The sequence below is a fragment of the Pseudomonas sp. 203-8 genome (assembly GCF_020708595.1).
Lineage (GTDB): Bacteria > Pseudomonadota > Gammaproteobacteria > Pseudomonadales > Pseudomonadaceae > Pseudomonas > Pseudomonas aeruginosa.
Genome location: NZ_JAJFDF010000008.1, coordinates 149,553 through 167,213, shown reverse-complemented (window position 1 = coordinate 167,213; position 17,661 = coordinate 149,553). Strand labels below are relative to the sequence as shown.

General features: G+C 67.9%; 13 protein-coding genes. 4 read left to right on the top strand and 9 right to left on the bottom strand.

The genetic code is table 11. The features are described from left to right. Window positions 1-67: 67 nt before the first annotated feature. The 9 genes from LJF27_RS19710 to pilG all read right to left on the bottom strand — a co-directional run bounded on the left by LJF27_RS19710 (window position 68) and on the right by pilG (window position 14,302). Window positions 68-862: an AraC family transcriptional regulator gene (locus tag LJF27_RS19710; RefSeq protein WP_003117898.1), complete on the bottom strand. Its 795-nt coding sequence runs from the start codon at window positions 860-862 to the stop codon at window positions 68-70. A 7-nt stretch (window positions 863-869) separates the two neighbouring features. Continuing rightward, on the bottom strand, window positions 870-1,376 hold the full coding sequence (locus tag LJF27_RS19705) for a chemotaxis protein CheW (RefSeq protein ID WP_003106119.1): 507 nt from the start codon (window positions 1,374-1,376) through the stop codon (window positions 870-872). Further along, complete coding sequence (locus LJF27_RS19700; RefSeq protein WP_023091443.1) at window positions 1,373-2,404, bottom strand: chemotaxis protein CheB; 1,032 nt, start codon at window positions 2,402-2,404, stop codon at window positions 1,373-1,375. The genes LJF27_RS19705 and LJF27_RS19700 overlap by 4 nt, the downstream gene beginning before the upstream one ends. Beyond that, window positions 2,397-9,815 carry a chemotaxis signal transduction system protein ChpA gene (gene chpA / locus LJF27_RS19695; RefSeq protein ID WP_023117222.1) on the bottom strand — a complete coding sequence of 2,473 codons (7,419 nt, stop codon included), beginning with the start codon at window positions 9,813-9,815 and terminating at the stop codon, window positions 2,397-2,399. The genes LJF27_RS19700 and chpA overlap by 8 nt, the downstream gene beginning before the upstream one ends. An 11-nt stretch (window positions 9,816-9,826) precedes the next feature. Beyond that, window positions 9,827-10,702 carry a type 4 fimbrial methyltransferase PilK gene (gene pilK / locus LJF27_RS19690; RefSeq protein ID WP_003100938.1) on the bottom strand — a complete coding sequence of 292 codons (876 nt, stop codon included), beginning with the start codon at window positions 10,700-10,702 and terminating at the stop codon, window positions 9,827-9,829. A 60-nt stretch (window positions 10,703-10,762) separates the two neighbouring features. Continuing rightward, complete coding sequence (gene pilJ / locus LJF27_RS19685; protein ID WP_003100940.1) at window positions 10,763-12,811, bottom strand: chemotaxis chemoreceptor PilJ; 2,049 nt, start codon at window positions 12,809-12,811, stop codon at window positions 10,763-10,765. An 84-nt stretch (window positions 12,812-12,895) separates the two neighbouring features. After that, window positions 12,896-13,432, bottom strand: coding sequence for a chemotaxis protein CheW (locus tag LJF27_RS19680; RefSeq protein WP_023117223.1), 537 nt, complete (start codon window positions 13,430-13,432; stop codon window positions 12,896-12,898). Window positions 13,433-13,482: 50 nt separating this feature from the next. After that, window positions 13,483-13,848, bottom strand: a complete 366-nt coding sequence (gene pilH / locus LJF27_RS19675) for a twitching motility response regulator PilH (RefSeq protein ID WP_003084587.1) — start codon at window positions 13,846-13,848, stop codon at window positions 13,483-13,485. A 46-nt stretch (window positions 13,849-13,894) separates the two neighbouring features. Then, window positions 13,895-14,302, bottom strand: coding sequence for a twitching motility response regulator PilG (pilG, locus tag LJF27_RS19670; RefSeq protein ID WP_003084583.1), 408 nt, complete (start codon window positions 14,300-14,302; stop codon window positions 13,895-13,897). A gap of 254 nt (window positions 14,303-14,556) precedes the next feature. Here pilG and gshB point away from each other — a divergent pair, with 254 nt between their 5' ends. The 4 genes from gshB to ruvX all read left to right on the top strand — a co-directional run bounded on the left by gshB (window position 14,557) and on the right by ruvX (window position 17,602). After that, window positions 14,557-15,510 (top strand): glutathione synthase, encoded by a 954-nt coding sequence (gene gshB / locus LJF27_RS19665; RefSeq protein ID WP_003100943.1) that lies wholly within the window; start codon window positions 14,557-14,559, stop codon window positions 15,508-15,510. Window positions 15,511-15,656: 146 nt separating this feature from the next. Then, window positions 15,657-16,550, top strand: a complete 894-nt coding sequence (locus tag LJF27_RS19660) for an energy transducer TonB (protein WP_003162015.1) — start codon at window positions 15,657-15,659, stop codon at window positions 16,548-16,550. A 48-nt stretch (window positions 16,551-16,598) separates the two neighbouring features. Then, window positions 16,599-17,168, top strand: a complete 570-nt coding sequence (locus tag LJF27_RS19655) for a YqgE/AlgH family protein (RefSeq protein ID WP_003100947.1) — start codon at window positions 16,599-16,601, stop codon at window positions 17,166-17,168. Further along, the gene (ruvX, locus tag LJF27_RS19650) at window positions 17,168-17,602 is read left to right on the top strand and encodes a Holliday junction resolvase RuvX (protein WP_003084575.1); all 435 of its coding nucleotides are present in this window, start codon (window positions 17,168-17,170) and stop codon (window positions 17,600-17,602) included. The genes LJF27_RS19655 and ruvX overlap by 1 nt, the downstream gene beginning before the upstream one ends. Window positions 17,603-17,661: the final 59 nt, after the last annotated feature.

Genomic DNA, 17,661 nt, shown 5'->3' with positions numbered 1-17,661 from the left:
GACTCCGTGGTGGGACGTCGGATTATCCCGGCCGGCGGCTCCGCCGACTTGAACCGGATTGCGCAGTTCAGCCGCGCACGGCGCGCTGGTAGCGGCCCGGCGAAATGCCGTAGGCGCTGGTGAAGTAACGGGTCAGGTGGCTCTGATCGGCGAAGCCCAGGGCGTGGGCCACCTCGCCCACCGCCAGGCCACGGCGCAACAGGCCGAGGGCGCGGCGGGTGCGCAGTTGCATGCTCCACTGGCGCGGGCTGAGCCCGGTGGCCTTCTTGAACGCCCGCAGCAGGTGGTATTTCGACAGGCCCACCTGCTCCGCCATCTCATCCAGGTCCGGCGGTTCGGCCAGGCGCTCGGCGAGCAGCGCCTGCAGGCGGGCGACAGCCGGGCGCCCAGGATCGGCCCTCTGCGGCAGGCGGGTGCCGCTCGCCGCCAGCAGGCGGCCAAGGAAATCCAGCAGGCGCTCCTCGCCCCGTTCGCGGGCGAAACGGTCGCTGGCCAGCAAGGCTTCGATGCTGGCGGCCAACTCGCGGCCCAGCGCCGGACTGCGCAGCAGCGGGCGGTCGAACTCGACGGAGGAAAGATCCAGGCTGCTCGCCAGTTCGGCGGCAGGCAGATAGAGGCTGGCGAAGCGCCAGGGCTGGCCGTCGCGGACGCCGCCGCCCTGGATCTGCCCCGGGTTGTAGAGGGTCAGGTCGCCGCTGTCGGCCTGGAAGGTACGGCCATCCAGCCAGACATCTTCCAATCCGCAGAGGTTGGCGCTGATGACGAACTCGTCGTGGCTGTGCTTCTCGAAGCGGTGCCCGGCCAGGCTGGCGCTGGCGACCTCGAGGGAGGCGCCGATCCGCGCGTGCTGCAGGCCGGCCATGGACGGCTCAGATCAGGCCGGCGTCGGCGAGCTTCTCTTCGAGCCCGGCCAGGTCCGGAATCCGTGCGGTTTCGCCGCCGATGTCCACCGCCGCCAGTTCCAGCGCCGCCAGCGGCGCGGCGGTGCTCGCGAGATTGGCGTCCAGCCGCACCGAGCGCGGAATGCCCTGCACCAGCAGGGCGAGGAATTTCACATGGGGTCGTCCGCCGAGGGCGTTGATGACCACCACCCGCGCGCTGCTGCCGAGTACCGGCTGCTGTTCGCCGCTGGAGGCCGCCTCGAAGGACAGCAGCGGCAGGCGCAGGTCGCGCCAGGCCACCTGGCCCAGGTACCACTGCGGCAGGCCGGCGGCGACCTGCGGGTTGCGATAGGCGATCAGTTCGGCCACGGCGACGTTGGGCAACAGCAGGGTGCGGTCGCTCAGCGGCAGGAGCAGCCCGGTGAGGCTGTCCGGGGTCGGGTTGGCTGGGGTGTTCCGGCTCATGCCATCCTGCTCGATCACGGCCTGGTTCATGTTTCGACTCCTGTCGGCGCGCAGCGTGCGGCCAGATGCTTGACCAATGCCTCGGCCAGTTCGCGGGGGCTGGCATTGAAACTGCTGTAACCGGCTTCGCGCAAGCTGTCCGGCATGCTCGAACAGACGCAACTGTCGGCGCGCTGGGTCCATACCTCGCCACCCTGGCGCCGCACGTAGGCGGCAGCGGCGCTGCCGTCGCTACCCATGCCGCTGAAAACGATCACCCCGCAGTCGGGGCCGAACTGCTGGGCCAGGTTGAGCATCATCTGGTCGATGGACGGGGTGTAGGGTTCCGGCCAGGAACGCTGGCTGCATTTCAGTCGCCCGTCGTGGTGGAAACCGAGCTCGTGCAGCACCGGCACCACCATGACCTCGCCGCAACGCAGCGCTTCACCGTCGCGGACGTTCTTCACATGCCACTGGCTGTGCCGGCCGACTGCCTGCGGCAGGTTCTGCTCGAAGCTGGCATCGATGTGCTGGGCATAGAGGAAGCCGATCGGCAGGCCGCCGGGCAAGGCGTCGAGAAATGCCTTCACCGCCGCCGGGCCGCCGAGCGAGGCCGCCAGCAGCCACACCTCGCGGGCCGCTTCGCCGGCCTGCAGCGGCATCGCCGCGAGGTCGCCGGGAATCTCCAGGCGCGGCGGACGCTCCTCGTCGAGCAATGCACCGAGGCTGTCGCCAACGCCATCGCTGGGGTCGCCGATCAAGCGCTTCAGCTTGCCGATCAGCCGCCGCTCCCAGCGCGGGTAATGTTCGGTATGCCGCTCCGGCGCGTGGCCCTCGCCGAACAGCACCGGCGCACGGTCCTGCTCCAGCAGGCTGTCCAGCAGCGGCGAGTCGTCCTGCTGGGTCAGGTCCACCAGCCACAGGTCGGGCGCGCACTCCAGCGCGGCGTCGTCGACCCTGGCCGGGTCGGCGTTGAGCACCACCTCGTAACCATGGCCGAGCAGCGCCTGTTGCAACACGTGGCGCTGCAACGAGGTGTCGGCGATCACCGCGACCCGTGGCGTGCCGCGCTCACTCATGCTGGCCGACCAGGGACTGGATGGCTTCGAGCAGCTCGGTTTCCTGGTAAGGCTTGCCGAGGTACTGGTTGACGCCGATGCCCAGCGCGCGCTCGCGGTGTTTCTCGCCGGTCCGCGAGGTGATCATGATGATCGGCAGGTTGCCCAGGCGCTCGTCGTGGCGCACCAGGGTGGCGACCTCGAAACCGTCCATGCGCGGCATCTCGATGTCCAGCAGGAGGATGTCCGGACGGTGCTCCTGGAGCTGGGCGATGGCGTCCACGCCGTCCTTCGCGGTCAGCACGTTCATGCCGTTGCGCTCCAGCAGGCGGGTGGTGACCTTGCGCACGGTGACCGAGTCGTCCACCACCATGACCAGCGGCGGCCGCTGCTGCTCGCTTTCGCTCGCCGCCATTTCCTGGCGCAGCGCCAGGCGTTCGCGACGGCTTTCCTGGCCGAGCAGCGCGTGCCGGGAGCGGATGGTCGCCAGCAGGTCGAGGATCACCACCACCCGGCCATCGCCGAGCAGGGTCGCCCCGGAAATCCCGGCGACCCCGGCGAACTGCGGACCGAGGCTCTTCACCACGATCTCGCGGGAACCGGCCAGCGAGTCGACCTGCACCGCCACCGCATGCTCCGAGGAGCGCACCAGGATCACCGGCAAGGGCAGCGACTGGCCGACCAGCTTGGGTTCCTGGCCGTTGTTCAGCAGCTCGCCGAGGTACTTCAGTTCGTAGGACTGCCCGGCGTATTCGAAGCTGGGCGTATCCAGTCCCGCCTCGCCGCGCTGGTCGTAGAGCGCCTCCAGTTCGTAGGGCGAAACCCGCACGATGCCCTCGATGGTGTTCAGCGGCACCGCGTAGAGATCCTCGCCGGATAGCACCATCAGCGCCCGGTTCACCGACACGGTGAACGGCAGCCGCACGTTGAAGCGGGTGCCCTGGCCCGGCTCGGTCTGGATGCTCACCGAGCCGCCGAGCTGCTTGACCTCGGAGTTGGCCACGTCGAGGCCGACGCCGCGCCCGGAGATCTGGGTGACCTTTTCGGCGGTGGAGAAACCGGACTCGAGCACGAACTGCAGCACTTCATGATCGCTGAGGTCGCTGTCGGCGCTCATCAGGCCACGCTCGATGGCCTTGCGCCGTACCGCGTCGAGGCGGATGCCGGCGCCGTCGTCGGAGAGGGTGAGGAGAATGTCGCCGCCCTCGCGGCCGATGTTCAGGCGGATCGTACCGTGCTCCGGCTTGCCCGCCGCGCGGCGCGTCTCGCCGGACTCGATGCCGTGGTCCACGGCGTTGCGCAGCATGTGCTCCAGCGGCGCGACGATGCGTTCGAGGACGGTACGATCCATCTCGCCGTCGGCGTTGCCGACCACGAATTCGACCTGCTTGCCAAGCTCGCCGGCCACCTGCCGGACGATCCGCCGCAAACGCGGTACCAGCCGATCGAACGGCACCATGCGGGTGCGCATCAGGCCTTCCTGGAGTTCGGTGTTGACCCGCGCCTGTTGCAGCAGCAGGGTCTCCGCGTCACGGTTCTTCGCCGCCAGGGTTTCCTTCAGGTCGAGAAGGTCGGAGGCCGATTCGAAGAGTGCGCGCGAGAGCTGCTGCAACTGCGAATAGCGGTCCATTTCCAGCGGGTCGAACTCTTCGTAGCCGGCGCGTTCGGCATCGGCCTGGTGACGCGAGAGGATCTGCGCCTGGGTCTCGGTGTCGAGGCGGCGCAACTGGTCGCGCACCCGCTCGATGGTGGACTCCATCTCGCCGAGGGTGAAGCCGACGTCGCTCACCTGCTGCTCGACCCGGCCGCGGAAGATCGAGGTCTCGCCCGCCAGGTTGACCAGGTTCTCCAGCAGTTCCGCCGGCACCTTCACCAGCTCCTGCGGGGCACGTCGGGAAGCGGCCTCCTGGGCCGCCTCCTGGGCCTTGCGCACGAACGGCAGGGTGGTGGCCGGGGCGGCCGGAGGCGCCGCCTCGGCCGCCATGATCGCGCCAGCCGCCGGGGCCAGGCGGGTCAGCTCGGCCAGCGCGGAGGCCACCGCGCGGTCGGTATCGTCGGCCTGGACCAGCGCCTGGGCGGGCTCGGGCCGCTCACCGGCCTCGTCGTCCTCGGCCAGCCGCTCGCGCAACAGGTCGACCTGCCGCTGCAGGCCTTCCAGCCCCGACTGCGCATCCAGCAGCAGGCTGTCCGGCCACGGCGCGCCCTGTTGCTGCGCATCGGTGAGATACTGCTCGAGGTCGTGGGCCAGGTTGCCCAGCTCGGTCTGTCCGGCCAGGCGCGCACCGCCCTTGAGGGTGTGCAGGATCCGCAGCAGGTCGTCCAGCGGCTGGGCGTCGCCGTTGCCGCCGTCCCAGCGGCCGAGCGCCAGTTCGAGGTTCTCCAGCAGGTCGTCGGCTTCCTCAAGGAAGATGTCGAGGATCTCGCTCTCGTCGGCTGCCGCGCCCTTCGCCGCCAGCGGCTTGAGGCTGACGCTGGTGGGTACGCTCAGTTGCTCGTCGGGATCGCTGCGCAGGCGCCTGATCTCCGCGATCAGCGCCTGCCCGTCGGGCAGCGTGCGGTGGCCACGCACCGCCTCGAGCATCTCGGCCAGCTCGTCGTGGCAGCGCTGCAGCAGGCCGAACAAGGCCGGGCTGGCGCGCAGGCGTCCACCGCAGAGGCCTTCGTAGAGGAATTCAAGCTCATGGGCGAGGTCGCCGATCTCGCCGATCTCGGCCATCCGCGCACCGCCCTTGAGGGTATGCAGGTCGCGCTGCAAGGCTTCCAGTTCGATGGTGTTGTCGACGTCGTCCATCCAGCGCTGCAACGCGGCGGCAGCGCTGTCGAGGATATCGAAGCCTTCCTCAAGGAAGATCTCCACCAGTTCGGGATCGCGCTCTTCGAACGCCTCCGCAGCAGGCGCGGCGGGCTCCTCGACGGCAGGTGCAACGAGTTCCTCGACAGGGCTTTCCGCCTCGCCCGGTGTCGCGGCCTCGGCCAGCGGGCCCTGGCGGAACCGGCGGATCGACTGGATAAGGTCGTGCGGGTCGGCCAGGGGCTGGCCGGCGCTCAACTGGTCGAGCTGTTCGGCCAGGCGGTCGTGACAGGCTTGCAGCAATCCGGCCAGTTGCGGGGAGTGCTGGTAACGGCGGTCGACCAGTCCTTCGTAGAGGGCCTCCAGCTCGTGGGCCAGGTCGCCGATCTCGGCGATCTCGGCCATCCGTGCGCCGCCCTTGAGGGTATGCAGGTCGCGCTGCAGGGCGCTGAGCGAAGACAGCGCGCCCGGCTCGGCCTGCCATTGGGCCAGTGCCTGGCCGGCGCTTTCGAGGATGTCCACCGCCTCTTCGAGGAAGATCGACACCATTTCCTCGTCCAGCTCGCGGCCGGGAGCCGGTGCAGGCGCTGCCGGTACGGTCTCCTCGGCAGGCGTCCCGGCCTCTTCGAAGACCGCCTCGGGGAGGGCCGGTTCTTCGTCTTCCGGGGGGAAATCGTCGGCGCCGAGGCTCTCCGGGTCGATGAACGGAACGGCCTCGGCGGCGGGCGCTTCCAACAGCTCCTGCAGGGCCGCGACCCGCTCCGGACGCGGCGTGACCTGCAGGCCGGCGGCGACCTGGTCCATCATCCCGATCAGCGCCTCGTGGGCCTGGCGGGCTTCCTCGAAGAACGCCGGGCTGACCGCCAGGCGGCCTTCCTCGACGGCATCGTAGAGCGCCAGCAAGGCCTGGCAGAGTTCTTCCACCTGTGGCAGCTCGGCATGCCGGGCGCCCCGGTCCAGAGTGCTGAGCTCCTCGCGCAGCGCACTCAGTTCCTGGCGCTCCTGCGGATGCTCGTGCCAGCGCTCGAGCAGGTCCTCGGCGTCCAGCAGGATGTCCATGCCTTCGACGAGGAACGCCTCGATCAGCAACGGATCGCGGCGCTCGCCGGCATCGCTGTAGCGCTCGGCCTCGAGCGAGGCGATGCGTTCCTGATGCAGTGCCTCGATACGCTCCAGCAACGCGTCGCTGCCGGGGATCGGGTTCAATGGCCGTTGCGCGCCGACCTGCTCCAGGCCGATGCGGAACAGTTGCTCGGCGTCGTGCAGCAACTCCGCTTCGCGCAGGTCGAAGGCGAGCAGGTTGGACTTGTATTCCTTGACCAGTTTTTCCAGCGGCGTGGCGATCTCCGCGATCGGCAGGATGCCGGCCATGTGTGCGCTGCCCTTGAGGGTATGCAGGGCACGCTGCAAGGCATCGGTGACCGGCTGCGGCAGTTCGCGGGCGCAGTCGGCGAGGAAGCCGACCAGGGCCTCGAGATGGGTTTCCGCCTCGTTGGTGAAGATCTCCAGCAGTTGCGGATCGAGCAGTTCGACGTCGCTCTGCGCCTCGGCAGCGGCCTGCGGCGCGTCGGCCAATGGCGGCGCCTGGACGCCGTTGTCCAGGCTCGACGGCTGCTCCGCCCCGGCTTCCGGCGGTACTCCGCCGTCGTCCGGCGCCGGCGGTTCCGGCAGCGGCTCGCCCTTGGCCAGGGCATGCGCGGTGGCCGCCAGCAGGTCGACATCGTCGCGCTGGCGCTGGGCATTGGCGGCGAACTCCTCGACCAGCTCCGGCAACAGGGCCACGACCTGGTCCACCACTCGCTGCACCGGCTCGCTGGCGGCGATGCTGCGATCGAGCACGCGGTTGAACAGGTTCTCTATCGACCAGGCCAGTTCGCCGATCACCAGGGCACGGACCATCCGTCCGCTACCCTTGAGGGTATGGAAGACACGGCGTACCTCGGTCAGCGCTTCGCGGTCGTCGTGGTCGGCTTTCCAGGCCGGCAGGTAGCGGCCGATGGTCTCCAGGACCTCGCCGGCCTCCTCGATGAAGACCTCGCGCAGTTCCTCGTCCACCGGTTCCTCGTCGGCCGGCGGTGGCAGCAGGCTGACCGGAACGTTCTGCGCCGGCGGGTTGATCGGCTGCACCGGCGCAGCCATCACCTCGGCCAGAGACAGGGCCGGCGCTTCGCTGGCGAGCGCCTCGGCGGCAGGCGGCGCCTCGGCCTCAGCCTCGGGCAATTGCACCTCGGGGAGATCGAGGTCGGAAAGATCCAGTTCCTCCAGGCTCGAGCCCTCCCAGGCGGACACCTCGCCCTCCGCCTCCGGCAAGGCTACATCCAGCGGCAGCGGATCGAGCGCATCGAGAACCAGCTCCTGTTCAGCGGAGCCGTCGAAAGGCTCCAGCGCCGGCAACGGCTCGAGGCTTTCCAGCGGCGCGTCGAAGGACAGCGCCGGCTCCTCCAGGCTCAGATCCAACGTCTCGCCGGCCTGCGCCGGCTGCGCCAGGTCATCGCCGAGCCCCCACTGCTCCGGCAGCGACCAGTCCGCCAGGGCCGCCGGCCCGGAGGCCGGGGCCGCATCGGCGGGCAGGTCGAGGCCGGAGAGATCGATCTCGTCGAGGCTGAAATCGTCCAGGCTGCGGGCAGGCGCCGGGGTCGACTGCGGCTGGCCGCTCTCCTCGACCACCTCCGGCAACGCCGGCGGCACTTCGGCGGAATCGTCCAGCGGCAGGTCCAGGGCCAGGTCGAGGGACGGCTCGCCGGCGTCGGGCGCGACTTCGCCAAGGGTCCAGTTGTCGTCGCTGGCCAACTGCGGGGCATCTTCCCTCGCGGCCTCGGCAGGAGCCGTGTCGGCGGGCGGTTGCTCCGCTGTCTCGGCGACCTCGACGACCGCCTCCGGCCTCTCCGGCTCGGCAGCCGGGGACTCGATGGCAGCGGGCCCGGACAGGCCAGGCTCGGCCGGGGCCGACGAATTCGGTTTCAGCGTATAGCCGAGGTTCGCCAGGCTGTCCTCGGCGACGTCGAGGATCAGGTCGCTCTGGCTGGCATGGTCCTCGCTCAGGCGCTCCAGGTAATACTCGACGCTGGTGATGGCATCGGCCAGGGTATCCAGGCTCTGCCAGTCCGGCACCGCCTTGCGCGCCAGCAGCTGTTCCTGGATATAGCGGTTGCAGGTTTCCAGCAGGGTCGCGGCGCGCTCCAGCGGGATCATCGCCAGGCCGCCGCGGACCTGGGTCAGCAGCTCCGGCACGCGGGCCAGGTGCTCGTGGTTCCACTGCGAGGCGATGAACTCGATGATCGCGTCCTTGGCCTGCTCCAGACCGTTGCGCGCTTCCTTGATCACCAACTGGTGGATCTGCGCCACATCGGTGGTGGGCAGGCGGCTTTCCTCGCTGTTGCGCTCGTCGCCGGGACCGGCCATGCCGGCCAGGGTGGCCTCGACGTAGAGCAACGCGCCGGCGACGTCCATCAGGATCGCGTCGCTCGGCTCGCGGCGGCCCTGGGCCAGGGCGTGGATGACGTCCAACTGGTCGAGGATGACCTTGCGCGGTTGGCCGAAGCCGAGTACCGCCAGGGTATCGGCGATCTGCTTGAGCGGCGCCAGGAGGGCGTCCAGTTCCGAGGGGTGGCCACGGTCGCTGCGCACGAACAGGTCGAGGCTGTCCTTGATCCGCACCAGTTCCTCGCACAAGGCACCGACCACCGAACGCATCGCGTCGCGGTCGGGTCCGGCGAGGCGGGCGCGCTCGGCGTCCACCGTCTCGTGGTCGGGCAGCGCCTCGTCGAGGCGGTACTGTTCCTTCAGAGCGCGGATCCGCGGCGACTGCGAAGGCGCCTTGGCCACGTAGAACAGCAGGTTCTTCACCAGCTCGTCCGGCGCGGCCTGGTTCAGGCCGTCGGCGCCCTGCTCGACCAGGCGCTTGAGTTCGCGGTCGAGCTGGCGCAGCAGGGTGCGCACCGAGGCGCTGTTGACCACGCTACCGTTGGCCAGGCCCTCGACCAGGCCGGAAGCGATGCTCCACAGCGGCCCCAGCGGTGCCTCGCGGCACAGGCCCTCCAGGCGCGCATAGACACGCGCCAGGTAGCCGAGGCTAGTGGCCACGTCCTGGTTGCGCAGCAGGCCGACCAGGGCCATCTGCTGGGTCTGGCGCAGCTTGCGCAGCAAGCCGCCGAGTTCGTCGGTGCGCAGTTGCGCGATGGCCTCGCCGTCCAGTTGCGGCTGGCGCTGCGACAGGTCGGGCGCGAACAGGCTGGTTTCCGAGAGCAGCTTCTCGCCGCGCGCGGCGCGCAGGTCGTTGAGCAGCGGCAGGACCACCATCGGCAGGTCGCGCCGGGCGGTCTGGATCCGGTCGAGGTAGACCGGCAGTTGCAGGATCGCCTGCATCAGCACTTCCAGGGCCTCGCCCTGGTTCGGCACGCGACCGTCCAGCAAGGCCTGGACCAACTGCTCCATTTCCTCGGCGAGCAGGGCCGCGCCGTAGAACTCGACCATCTGCAGGGTGCCCTGCACCTGGTGCACGTAGGTCAGGCAGAACCGCATGCGGGTCGGGTCCTGCGGGTTCTCGACGAACGCTTCCAACGCCTGGCGCGCCTGTTTCAGGGTTTCGGCGATCTCGCCTTTCACCCATTCCAGAGCGACGTAGTCGTGCCGGTCACCCATAGCCACTCCATTCATGTGCCTGAGTACCCCTTACGGGTAAAGGCCAGGACCCGCTCGTCGGCGACCGGCTCGAGCTCCGGATGGCTCCAGTCGACCACTTCGCCGACCCCGATCACCAGCAAGCCTCCCGGCGCCAGCCGTTCGGCCAACCGGTTGAGGATCTCGCGCCGTCGCCAGCGACGGAAGTAGATCAGCAGGTTCTGACAAAAAATCACGTCCATGCCGGACCAGGGCGCCTTCGCCAGGTCCAGCACATTCAGCCGGGCGCAGCAGACGCGCTCGGTCAGTATCGTTTTCACGCTGAAGCTGCCGTCGGCCTGGCGTTCGCAATAGCGTTCGACCAGCCCGGCCTCCAGTTGCTCCAACTTGCGGGCCGGATAGTTCGCCTGCCGCGCCCGCTGCAGGGCGTGAAGGCTGATATCCGTCCCGGTGACGCCGAAAAAATCTTCCCGTTCCTGCCCGCGCAACACCTGCGCGGCGCACATCGCCAGCGAGTAGGGTTCCTCGCCGCTGGAGCAGCCGACGCTCCACAGGGCCCAGGGCCGCGGCATGCCTTCGCGGCGCAGGCGCTCGCCCAGGTAGCGCTCGAGCAGCTCGAAAGACGGGGGATGACGGAAGAAACGGGTTTCCTGGACGGTCAGGCGGTCCAGCAGGGTCGCCCACTCCACTGCGCCACGCGGACCGTCGGTCACCTGGCGGTAGTAGCTGTGGTAGTCGCCGATGCCCAGTTCACGCATGCGCGCGGTCAGGCTGGCCTGCAGGAACGTCCGGCGTTGCTCGTTGAGCACCACGCCGGTGCGGTTCTCCAACAGGACCTGCCAGTCGCGGAACTCCGCTGCCGACATATCGGCCAGCGGCTGCAGTGACCAGACGCCGTTCGCCTGCATGCCGTGCCCCTCGTCCAAGGTGTCGACGCGGCGCCCGCCAGGCGGCCGCCGCGCCTATGCTCAGGCCTGCTCCACGCCCTCCGGCAGTTTGAAGCCGGATACCGAGTTGCGCATCTCGCTCGCCATCTTCGCCAGGTTGCCGATGCTCCGTGCGGTGGCGGTGGTACCGGCGGAGGTCTGCGAGGTGATCTCCTGAATGACGTTCATGGTGTTGGAAATGTGGCCGGCCGACGATGCCTGCTGACGGGCGGCGTTGGAGATGTTCTGGATCAGCGCCGCGAGGGTCTTGGATACCTTCTCGATCTCCTCCAGGGCCACACCGGCGTCCTGGGCCAGGCGCGCGCCGCGGACCACCTCGGAGGTGGTCTGCTCCATCGAGATCACCGCTTCGTTGGTGTCGGTCTGGATGGTCTTCACCAGCGCCTCGATCTGCTTGGTCGCCGCCGAGGAACGTTCCGCCAGTCGCTGTACCTCGTCCGCTACCACGGCGAAGCCGCGGCCCGCGTCCCCGGCCATCGACGCCTGGATCGCGGCGTTCAGGGCGAGGATGTTGGTCTGGTCGGCGATGTCGTTGATCAGGCTGACGATGTCGCCGATCTCCTGGGACGATTCGCCGAGGCGCTTGATTCGCTTCGAGGTGTCCTGGATCTGCTCGCGGATGTTGTCCATGCCGGTGATGGTGTTGTGCACCACCTCGTTGCCCTTGTTGGCGATGGCTACCGAACGTTCCGCTACCGCCGAGGATTCCGAGGCGTTCGCCGATACCTGGTCGATCGACACCGCCATTTCGTTGATCGCCGCCGAGGCGCCGGCGATTTCCTGCGCCTGGTGCTCGGAGGCTTCGGCCAGGTGCATCGCGGTGGACTGGGTTTCCTGGGCCGCTGCGGCCACCTGCACGGCGGTCTGGTTGATGGTCTCCACCAGTTCGCGGAGCTGGTCGATGGAGTAGTTGATCGAGTCGGCGATGGCGCCGGTGAAGTCCTCGGTCACGGTCGCGGCCACGGTCAGGTCGCCGTCCGCGAGGTCGGCGATCTCGTCGAGCAGACGCAGGATCGCGGCCTGGTTGCGGTCGTTCTTCTCGGCGGTCTCGGCCAGCCGGCGGTTGGTCTCGCGCACCATCACCAGGCCGATCAGGATGATCGAGGCCAGGGCCAGGGCGCCGAGGGCGTAACCGGCGAACAGGTTGATGCTGCGCCCGCCGGCCAGGTTCTCGAAGCCGTCGGCCAGTTGCGAGGCCTTGTCCAGCAGGGTCTGCGAAACGCTGAAGATGTTGTTCGCCGCTTCCCGGACCTGGAACAGGTCGGGCGAGGTCTCGAGGATCTCGTCCACCGAACCGGAGACGAACTCGAAGAGTTCGGCGATCTCGTTCAGGCGATCCACCGCCTCGGCGTTGGTCACCTTGGAGATGCTCATCGCCGCGTTGCCTTCCTGCATGCCCTTCAGTACGCGGCCGAACAGGCTGGCGTCGCGGCCGAAGCTGTCGGCGGCCTGCACCGAGTTCTCGTCGCCGGCCAGCACCTTGTTCACCGAGCCGAGGATACGTTCGGCGAGCAGCGACTGGCGCTGGGCGACCGCGACCTGGTCGGCCGGGGCACCGTTCTCCAGCAGGATGTCGACCACCTCTTCGTATTCCACCTGCAGCTGCGGGATGGTTTCGGCGAGGGTCGAGGCCACCTGGTGCAGGGACAGTACAGTCTGTTCGCTGGCGAGGATGGAGTCGGCGTTCTTGCGCAGGCCATCCCAGTCCTGCTGCACCACGTCCATCTGCGGCTTCACCGCTTCGGGGCTGGGCGGCAGGGATGTGCTCTCGTCGCCGTTGACCAGGATGTTCCAGCGTTTCTCGAAGTCGTTGCGCGCATCCTTCAGGAGCTTGAACGCCTCGCCCTTGCCCGCCGCCGCTTCGGTGGCGTTCTTCGCGATCCGCTGCGACAGGACGCGCAGTTCGCCGGCATGGCCGATGTACTGCTTGTCATGGTTCGACTGGGTGTTGAGGTAGGCAAAGTTGGCGAACAGCAACACGATCGAGACGATGAGGACGATGAACAGCCCCGCGATCACCGAGCTGCTGCGCATGCCCGCGAAAAGATTGCCTGCGTTGATTTTCTTCATATTTGGCCCCCGCCCGGACCGACCACGATTACGATTTCCATGTCACGACACGGGCCGGCAGACCGGCCCAACCGGTGAAGCTGTTTATACGGCGACGTCGAGGAAGCCCTGGTGTTGCGCCAGCGCATGCGGGCTGAACACCAGCCACGGCTGCTCTCGATGGAAGACGCCATGAATGAAGGGTTGCAGTGCCGCTTCTAGTGGCGGCAGCTGTTCGCTGAAGGTGTCCACCGGGAAGTGCTGCATGCCGAACACCTCATCGACGATGAGGCCGGCGAACACGTCCAGGTGCTCCACCACCAGCACCCGCCGCTGCTTGCGCAAGGGCGACAGTTCGGCGCCGAGGAAACCGCAGAGGTCCATGATCGGCAGCAGGCGGCCACGTACGTTGGCCACCCCCTTGACCCAGGTCTTCACGCCCGGCAGCTGGGTGTAGCGCGGTTCGTGCAGGACTTCGCCGACCTCCCCCATGGGGGCGACGAAGAACCGCCCGCCCATGCGGAAGCCGATCCCGCTCCAGCTCTGCACCGCCTCCTGCTGGGCCGGCAGGCCGGCGGCCAGGCGTCGGCAGCGCTGATCGATGTCGACGAGGAGCTGGAAGGGGGTCTGAACGTCCGACATGCGGGGCCTGGTCTTTCCGGGGTCAGGGTGAGCGATGCGCTGCGACGGGCTCAGCCCGCCAGCACCGCATTGATGGTTTTCAGCAGGGTCTCTTCGTCCACCGGCTTGGTCAGGTAGTCGCGAGCGCCCTGGCGCTTGCCCCAGACCTTGTCGGTCTCCTGGTCCTTGGTGGTGACGATGATCACCGGGATGGCGCTGGTCTCGGCGTCCTTGGTCAATTGACGGGTCGCCTGGAAGCCGTTGAGGCCGGGCATGACGATGTCCATCAGGACCACGTCGGGCTTTTCCTGGCGGGCCAGGGCGACGCCGTCGCCGCCGTTCTCGGCCTTGAGTACCTGGTGACCATGCTTTTCCAGCATGGCGGTCAGCTTGTACATCTCGGTCGGAGAGTCATCAACAATCAAAATACGAGCCATGGGATCCCCATCACGAAATAAGCATCAACGGCCATGCGGCCGGATATCAGGAAACGGCGTCCACCGGGGTGAAGCTGGGTACGTGTGCCTTGATCGCGCCCAGCAGCTCTTCCTTGCTGAACGGCTTGGTGAGGTACTGGTCGGAGCCGACGATGCGCCCCTTGGCCTTGTCGAACAGGCCGTCCTTGGAGGACAGCATGATCACCGGGGTGGACTTGAACGCGCTGTTGTTCTTGATCAGGGCGCAGGTCTGATAGCCATCCAGGCGCGGCATCATGATGTCGACGAAAATGATGTTCGGATGGGTATCGGCGATCTTCGCCAGGGCATCGAAGCCGTCGATTGCCGTGATCACGTCGCAACCGACCTTTTTCAGCAGTGTTTCGGCGGTGCGACGAATCGTTTTCGAATCGTCGATCACCATCACTTTCAAACCGTCGGATTGCTGTTCCATGTTCGCCCTATATCGACTCGGTGAATCATTCTTCTGTGTTTTCTTCAGTGCGCTAACGCCCTGTCACCGACGGGCTGCGACCCAATCGCGGGCCTTTTTAGCACACTCGACGCAACTCTATCCATAATGCCCGGAACAGGCCGGCTTTTTCCTTGACCAAGCGCAAACGGGGCGCCAACCTGAGCGTCAAACCCGCTTGCCACGCGGCCTCCCCGCCGCGACCGGACAACCCACCCCCTTTCGGAGGAATTCCCATGAGCGTACGCCTCGGGATCGTCATGGACCCCATCGCGCGCATCAACTTCAAGAAGGACAGCTCGCTCGCCATGCTGCTGGCTGCCCAGGCCCGCGGCTGGTCGCTGTTCTACATGGAACAGCAGGACCTCTACCAGAAGGCCGGCGTCGCGCGTGGACGCATGCGCCCGCTGAAGGTCTTCAACGATGCCTCCCGCTGGTTCGAACTGGAAGCGGAAAGCGACCAACCGCTGCACGAACTGGACGTGATCCTGATGCGCAAGGACCCGCCCTTCGATAACGAATTCGTCTATTCGACCTACCTGCTGGAACAGGCCGAGCGTGCCGGCGCCCTGGTGGTGAACCGGCCGCAGAGCCTGCGCGACTGCAACGAGAAGTTCTTCGCCACGCAGTTCACCCAGTGCACTCCGCCGACGATGGTCAGCCGGCGATCCGATATTCTGCGCGAGTTTGCCGCCGAGCATCGTGACATCATTCTCAAACCCCTGGACGGAATGGGCGGTTCGTCGATATTTCGTCACCGCGAAGGCGACCCGAACCTCTCGGTGATCCTCGAGACCCTCACCCAGCATGGCAGCCAGCAGATCATGGCACAGCGCTATCTGCCGGAAATCAAGGACGGCGACAAGCGCATCCTGATGATCGACGGCGAACCGGTGCCCTACTGCCTGGCGCGCATCCCCGCCCAGGGCGAGACTCGCGGCAACCTCGCCGCCGGCGGCCGCGGCGTGGCCCAGCCGCTGAGCGAGCGCGACCGCTGGATCGCCGCCGAGGTCGGCCCGCACCTGCGCGAGCGCGGCCTGCTGTTCGTCGGCCTCGACGTGATCGGCGATTATCTGACGGAAATCAACGTCACCAGCCCGACCTGCATCCGCGAGATCGACCAGGCCTTCGACACCCGCATCGGCGACAAGCTGATGGACGCCATCGCCGCCCAGCTGGCTGCCCGCTGAATCGCGCGGGCGGGCCTCGGTCCGCCCGCCTCGGCCCGCCCGATGCGCCACGGCGAGCGACCGCGTGTCCAAGGCGCGGAGTGCGTCATAGACTTTTCCGCCCCCCATCGGCAGACTTCGCCCCACGCCAGCCACCACGATCCGCAATGAACGCCGCCGTCCTCAAGTCCCCCTCCGCCGCTGCCGGCGTCCGCCCGGCGGACCGTTTGGGCTTCACCCTGTTCATCGCAGCCATCCTGCACGTCGCCCTCATCCTCGGGGTGGGCTTCTCCATGCCCGCGCCGAGCCAGATCAGCAAGACCCTGGAAATCACCCTGGCCACCTTCAAGAGCGACAAGGCGCCGGAGAAGGCCGACTACCTCGCGCAGATGAACCAGCAGGGCAGCGGAACCCTGGAGCACAAGGCCGCGCCGAAGACCACCGAGGTCGCGCCGTTCCAGGACAACCAGGTGAAGAAAGTCGCGCCGCCGGCTACGCCGAAGCAGGCCAGGAGCGAAGAGGCGCCCAAGGCCGCGGTGACCACCACCCGCCAGCGCCAGCAGAAGGCACCGAGCAAGACCCAGGCACAGAAGGCCGAGCAGGTCGCCAAGCCGGCGCCGCATTTCGACTCAACCCAGCTGTCGGCGGAAATCGCCAGCCTCGAGGCCGACCTGGCCAAGGAGCAGCAGGCCTACGCCAAGCGCCCGCGCATCCACCGCCTGAGCGCCGCCTCGACCATGCGCGACAAGGGCGCCTGGTACAAGGAAGACTGGCGCAAGAAGATCGAACGCATCGGCAACCTCAACTACCCCGACGAGGCCCGCCGGCAGAAGCTCTACGGCAGCCTGCGGCTGCTGGTGTCGATCAACCGCGACGGCACCATCTACGAGGTGCAGGTGCTGGAGTCTTCCGGCGAGCCGATCCTCGACCAGGCCGCCCAGCGCATCGTCCGCCTGGCCGCGCCCTATGCGCCGTTCAGCGGCGACCTGGCCGACATCGACCGGCTGGAGATCATCCGTACCTGGCGCTTCGAACGCGGCGACCGGCTGTCCAGCAAGTAGCGCCGGCAAGGCTGGCTTTCTCGCGTCCGAAGCAGGACACTAGCGGCCATGAAACAGAGCAGCCCAACCTACCTCAAGCATCATTTCCTGATCGCCATGCCGCACATGGCCGACCCCAATTTCGCCCAGACCGTGACCTACCTGGTCGAACACAACGAGCAGGGCGCCATGGGCCTGGTGATCAACCGTCCCAGCGGCCTCAACCTGGCGGAAGTCCTCGAACAGCTCAAGCCGGACGCCCTGCCGCCGGCGCGCTGCCAGCACATCGACATCTACAACGGCGGCCCGGTGCAGACCGACCGTGGCTTCGTCCTCCACCCCAGCGGCCTGAGCTACCAGTCGACCCTGGAACTGGGCGAGCTGGCGATGTCCACCTCGCAGGACGTGCTGTTCGCCATCGCCGCCGGCACCGGCCCGGAAAAGAGCCTGATCAGCCTTGGCTATGCCGGCTGGGAAGCCGGCCAGCTGGAGGCCGAACTGAGCGACAACGCCTGGCTGACCTGCCCGGCGGACCCGGCGATCCTCTTCGACCTGCCGCCCGAGGAGCGCCTCAGCGCCGCCGCCGCGCGCCTGGGCGTCAACCTCAGCCTGCTCACCGCCCAGGCCGGTCACGCCTGATGGCCAGCGACAAGCCGCTGCGCCTGCTGCTGGGCTTCGACTACGGCACCCGGCAGATCGGCGTCGCCGTCGGCCAGGCGGTGACCGGCCAGGCCCGCGAGCTGTGCGTATTGAAGGCGCAGAACGGCGTGCCGGACTGGAACCGGGTGGAAGCGCTGATCAAGGAATGGCAGCCGGACGCCATCGTCGTCGGCCTGCCGCTGAACATGGACGGCAGCCCAAGCGAGATGAGCGAGCGCGCGGAAAAGTTCGGCCGCCGCCTCAACGGCCGTTTCAACCTGCCGGTCTTTACCCACGACGAACGCCTCACGACCTACGCCGCCAAGGGCGAGCGCCTGGCCCAGGGCCAGCGCGACGGCTACCGCGAGCGACCGGTGGACGCCCTGGCCGCCGCCCTGCTGCTGGAAGGCTGGCTGGCCGAACACCCGGATTGACCCATGGCAGCCGGCACGCCGCCGTTTGCCATTATGCTTTCGCCACCGCGGGCGCCTCC

Bases quoted from the DNA above. Each gene is read 5' to 3' on its own strand.
- LJF27_RS19710 (WP_003117898.1), bottom strand. From the start codon at position 862: ATGGCCGGCCTGCAGCACGCGCGGATCGGCGCCTCCCTCGAGGTCGCC.
- LJF27_RS19705 (WP_003106119.1), bottom strand. From the start codon at position 1,376: ATGAACCAGGCCGTGATCGAGCAGGATGGCATGAGCCGGAACACCCCA.
- LJF27_RS19700 (WP_023091443.1), bottom strand. From the start codon at position 2,404: ATGAGTGAGCGCGGCACGCCACGGGTCGCGGTGATCGCCGACACCTCG.
- chpA (WP_023117222.1), bottom strand. From the start codon at position 9,815: ATGGGTGACCGGCACGACTACGTCGCTCTGGAATGGGTGAAAGGCGAG.
- pilK (WP_003100938.1), bottom strand. From the start codon at position 10,702: ATGCAGGCGAACGGCGTCTGGTCACTGCAGCCGCTGGCCGATATGTCG.
- pilJ (WP_003100940.1), bottom strand. From the start codon at position 12,811: ATGAAGAAAATCAACGCAGGCAATCTTTTCGCGGGCATGCGCAGCAGC.
- LJF27_RS19680 (WP_023117223.1), bottom strand. From the start codon at position 13,432: ATGTCGGACGTTCAGACCCCCTTCCAGCTCCTCGTCGACATCGATCAG.
- pilH (WP_003084587.1), bottom strand. From the start codon at position 13,848: ATGGCTCGTATTTTGATTGTTGATGACTCTCCGACCGAGATGTACAAG.
- pilG (WP_003084583.1), bottom strand. From the start codon at position 14,302: ATGGAACAGCAATCCGACGGTTTGAAAGTGATGGTGATCGACGATTCG.
- gshB (WP_003100943.1), top strand. From the start codon at position 14,557: ATGAGCGTACGCCTCGGGATCGTCATGGACCCCATCGCGCGCATCAAC.
- LJF27_RS19660 (WP_003162015.1), top strand. From the start codon at position 15,657: ATGAACGCCGCCGTCCTCAAGTCCCCCTCCGCCGCTGCCGGCGTCCGC.
- LJF27_RS19655 (WP_003100947.1), top strand. From the start codon at position 16,599: ATGAAACAGAGCAGCCCAACCTACCTCAAGCATCATTTCCTGATCGCC.
- ruvX (WP_003084575.1), top strand. From the start codon at position 17,168: ATGGCCAGCGACAAGCCGCTGCGCCTGCTGCTGGGCTTCGACTACGGC.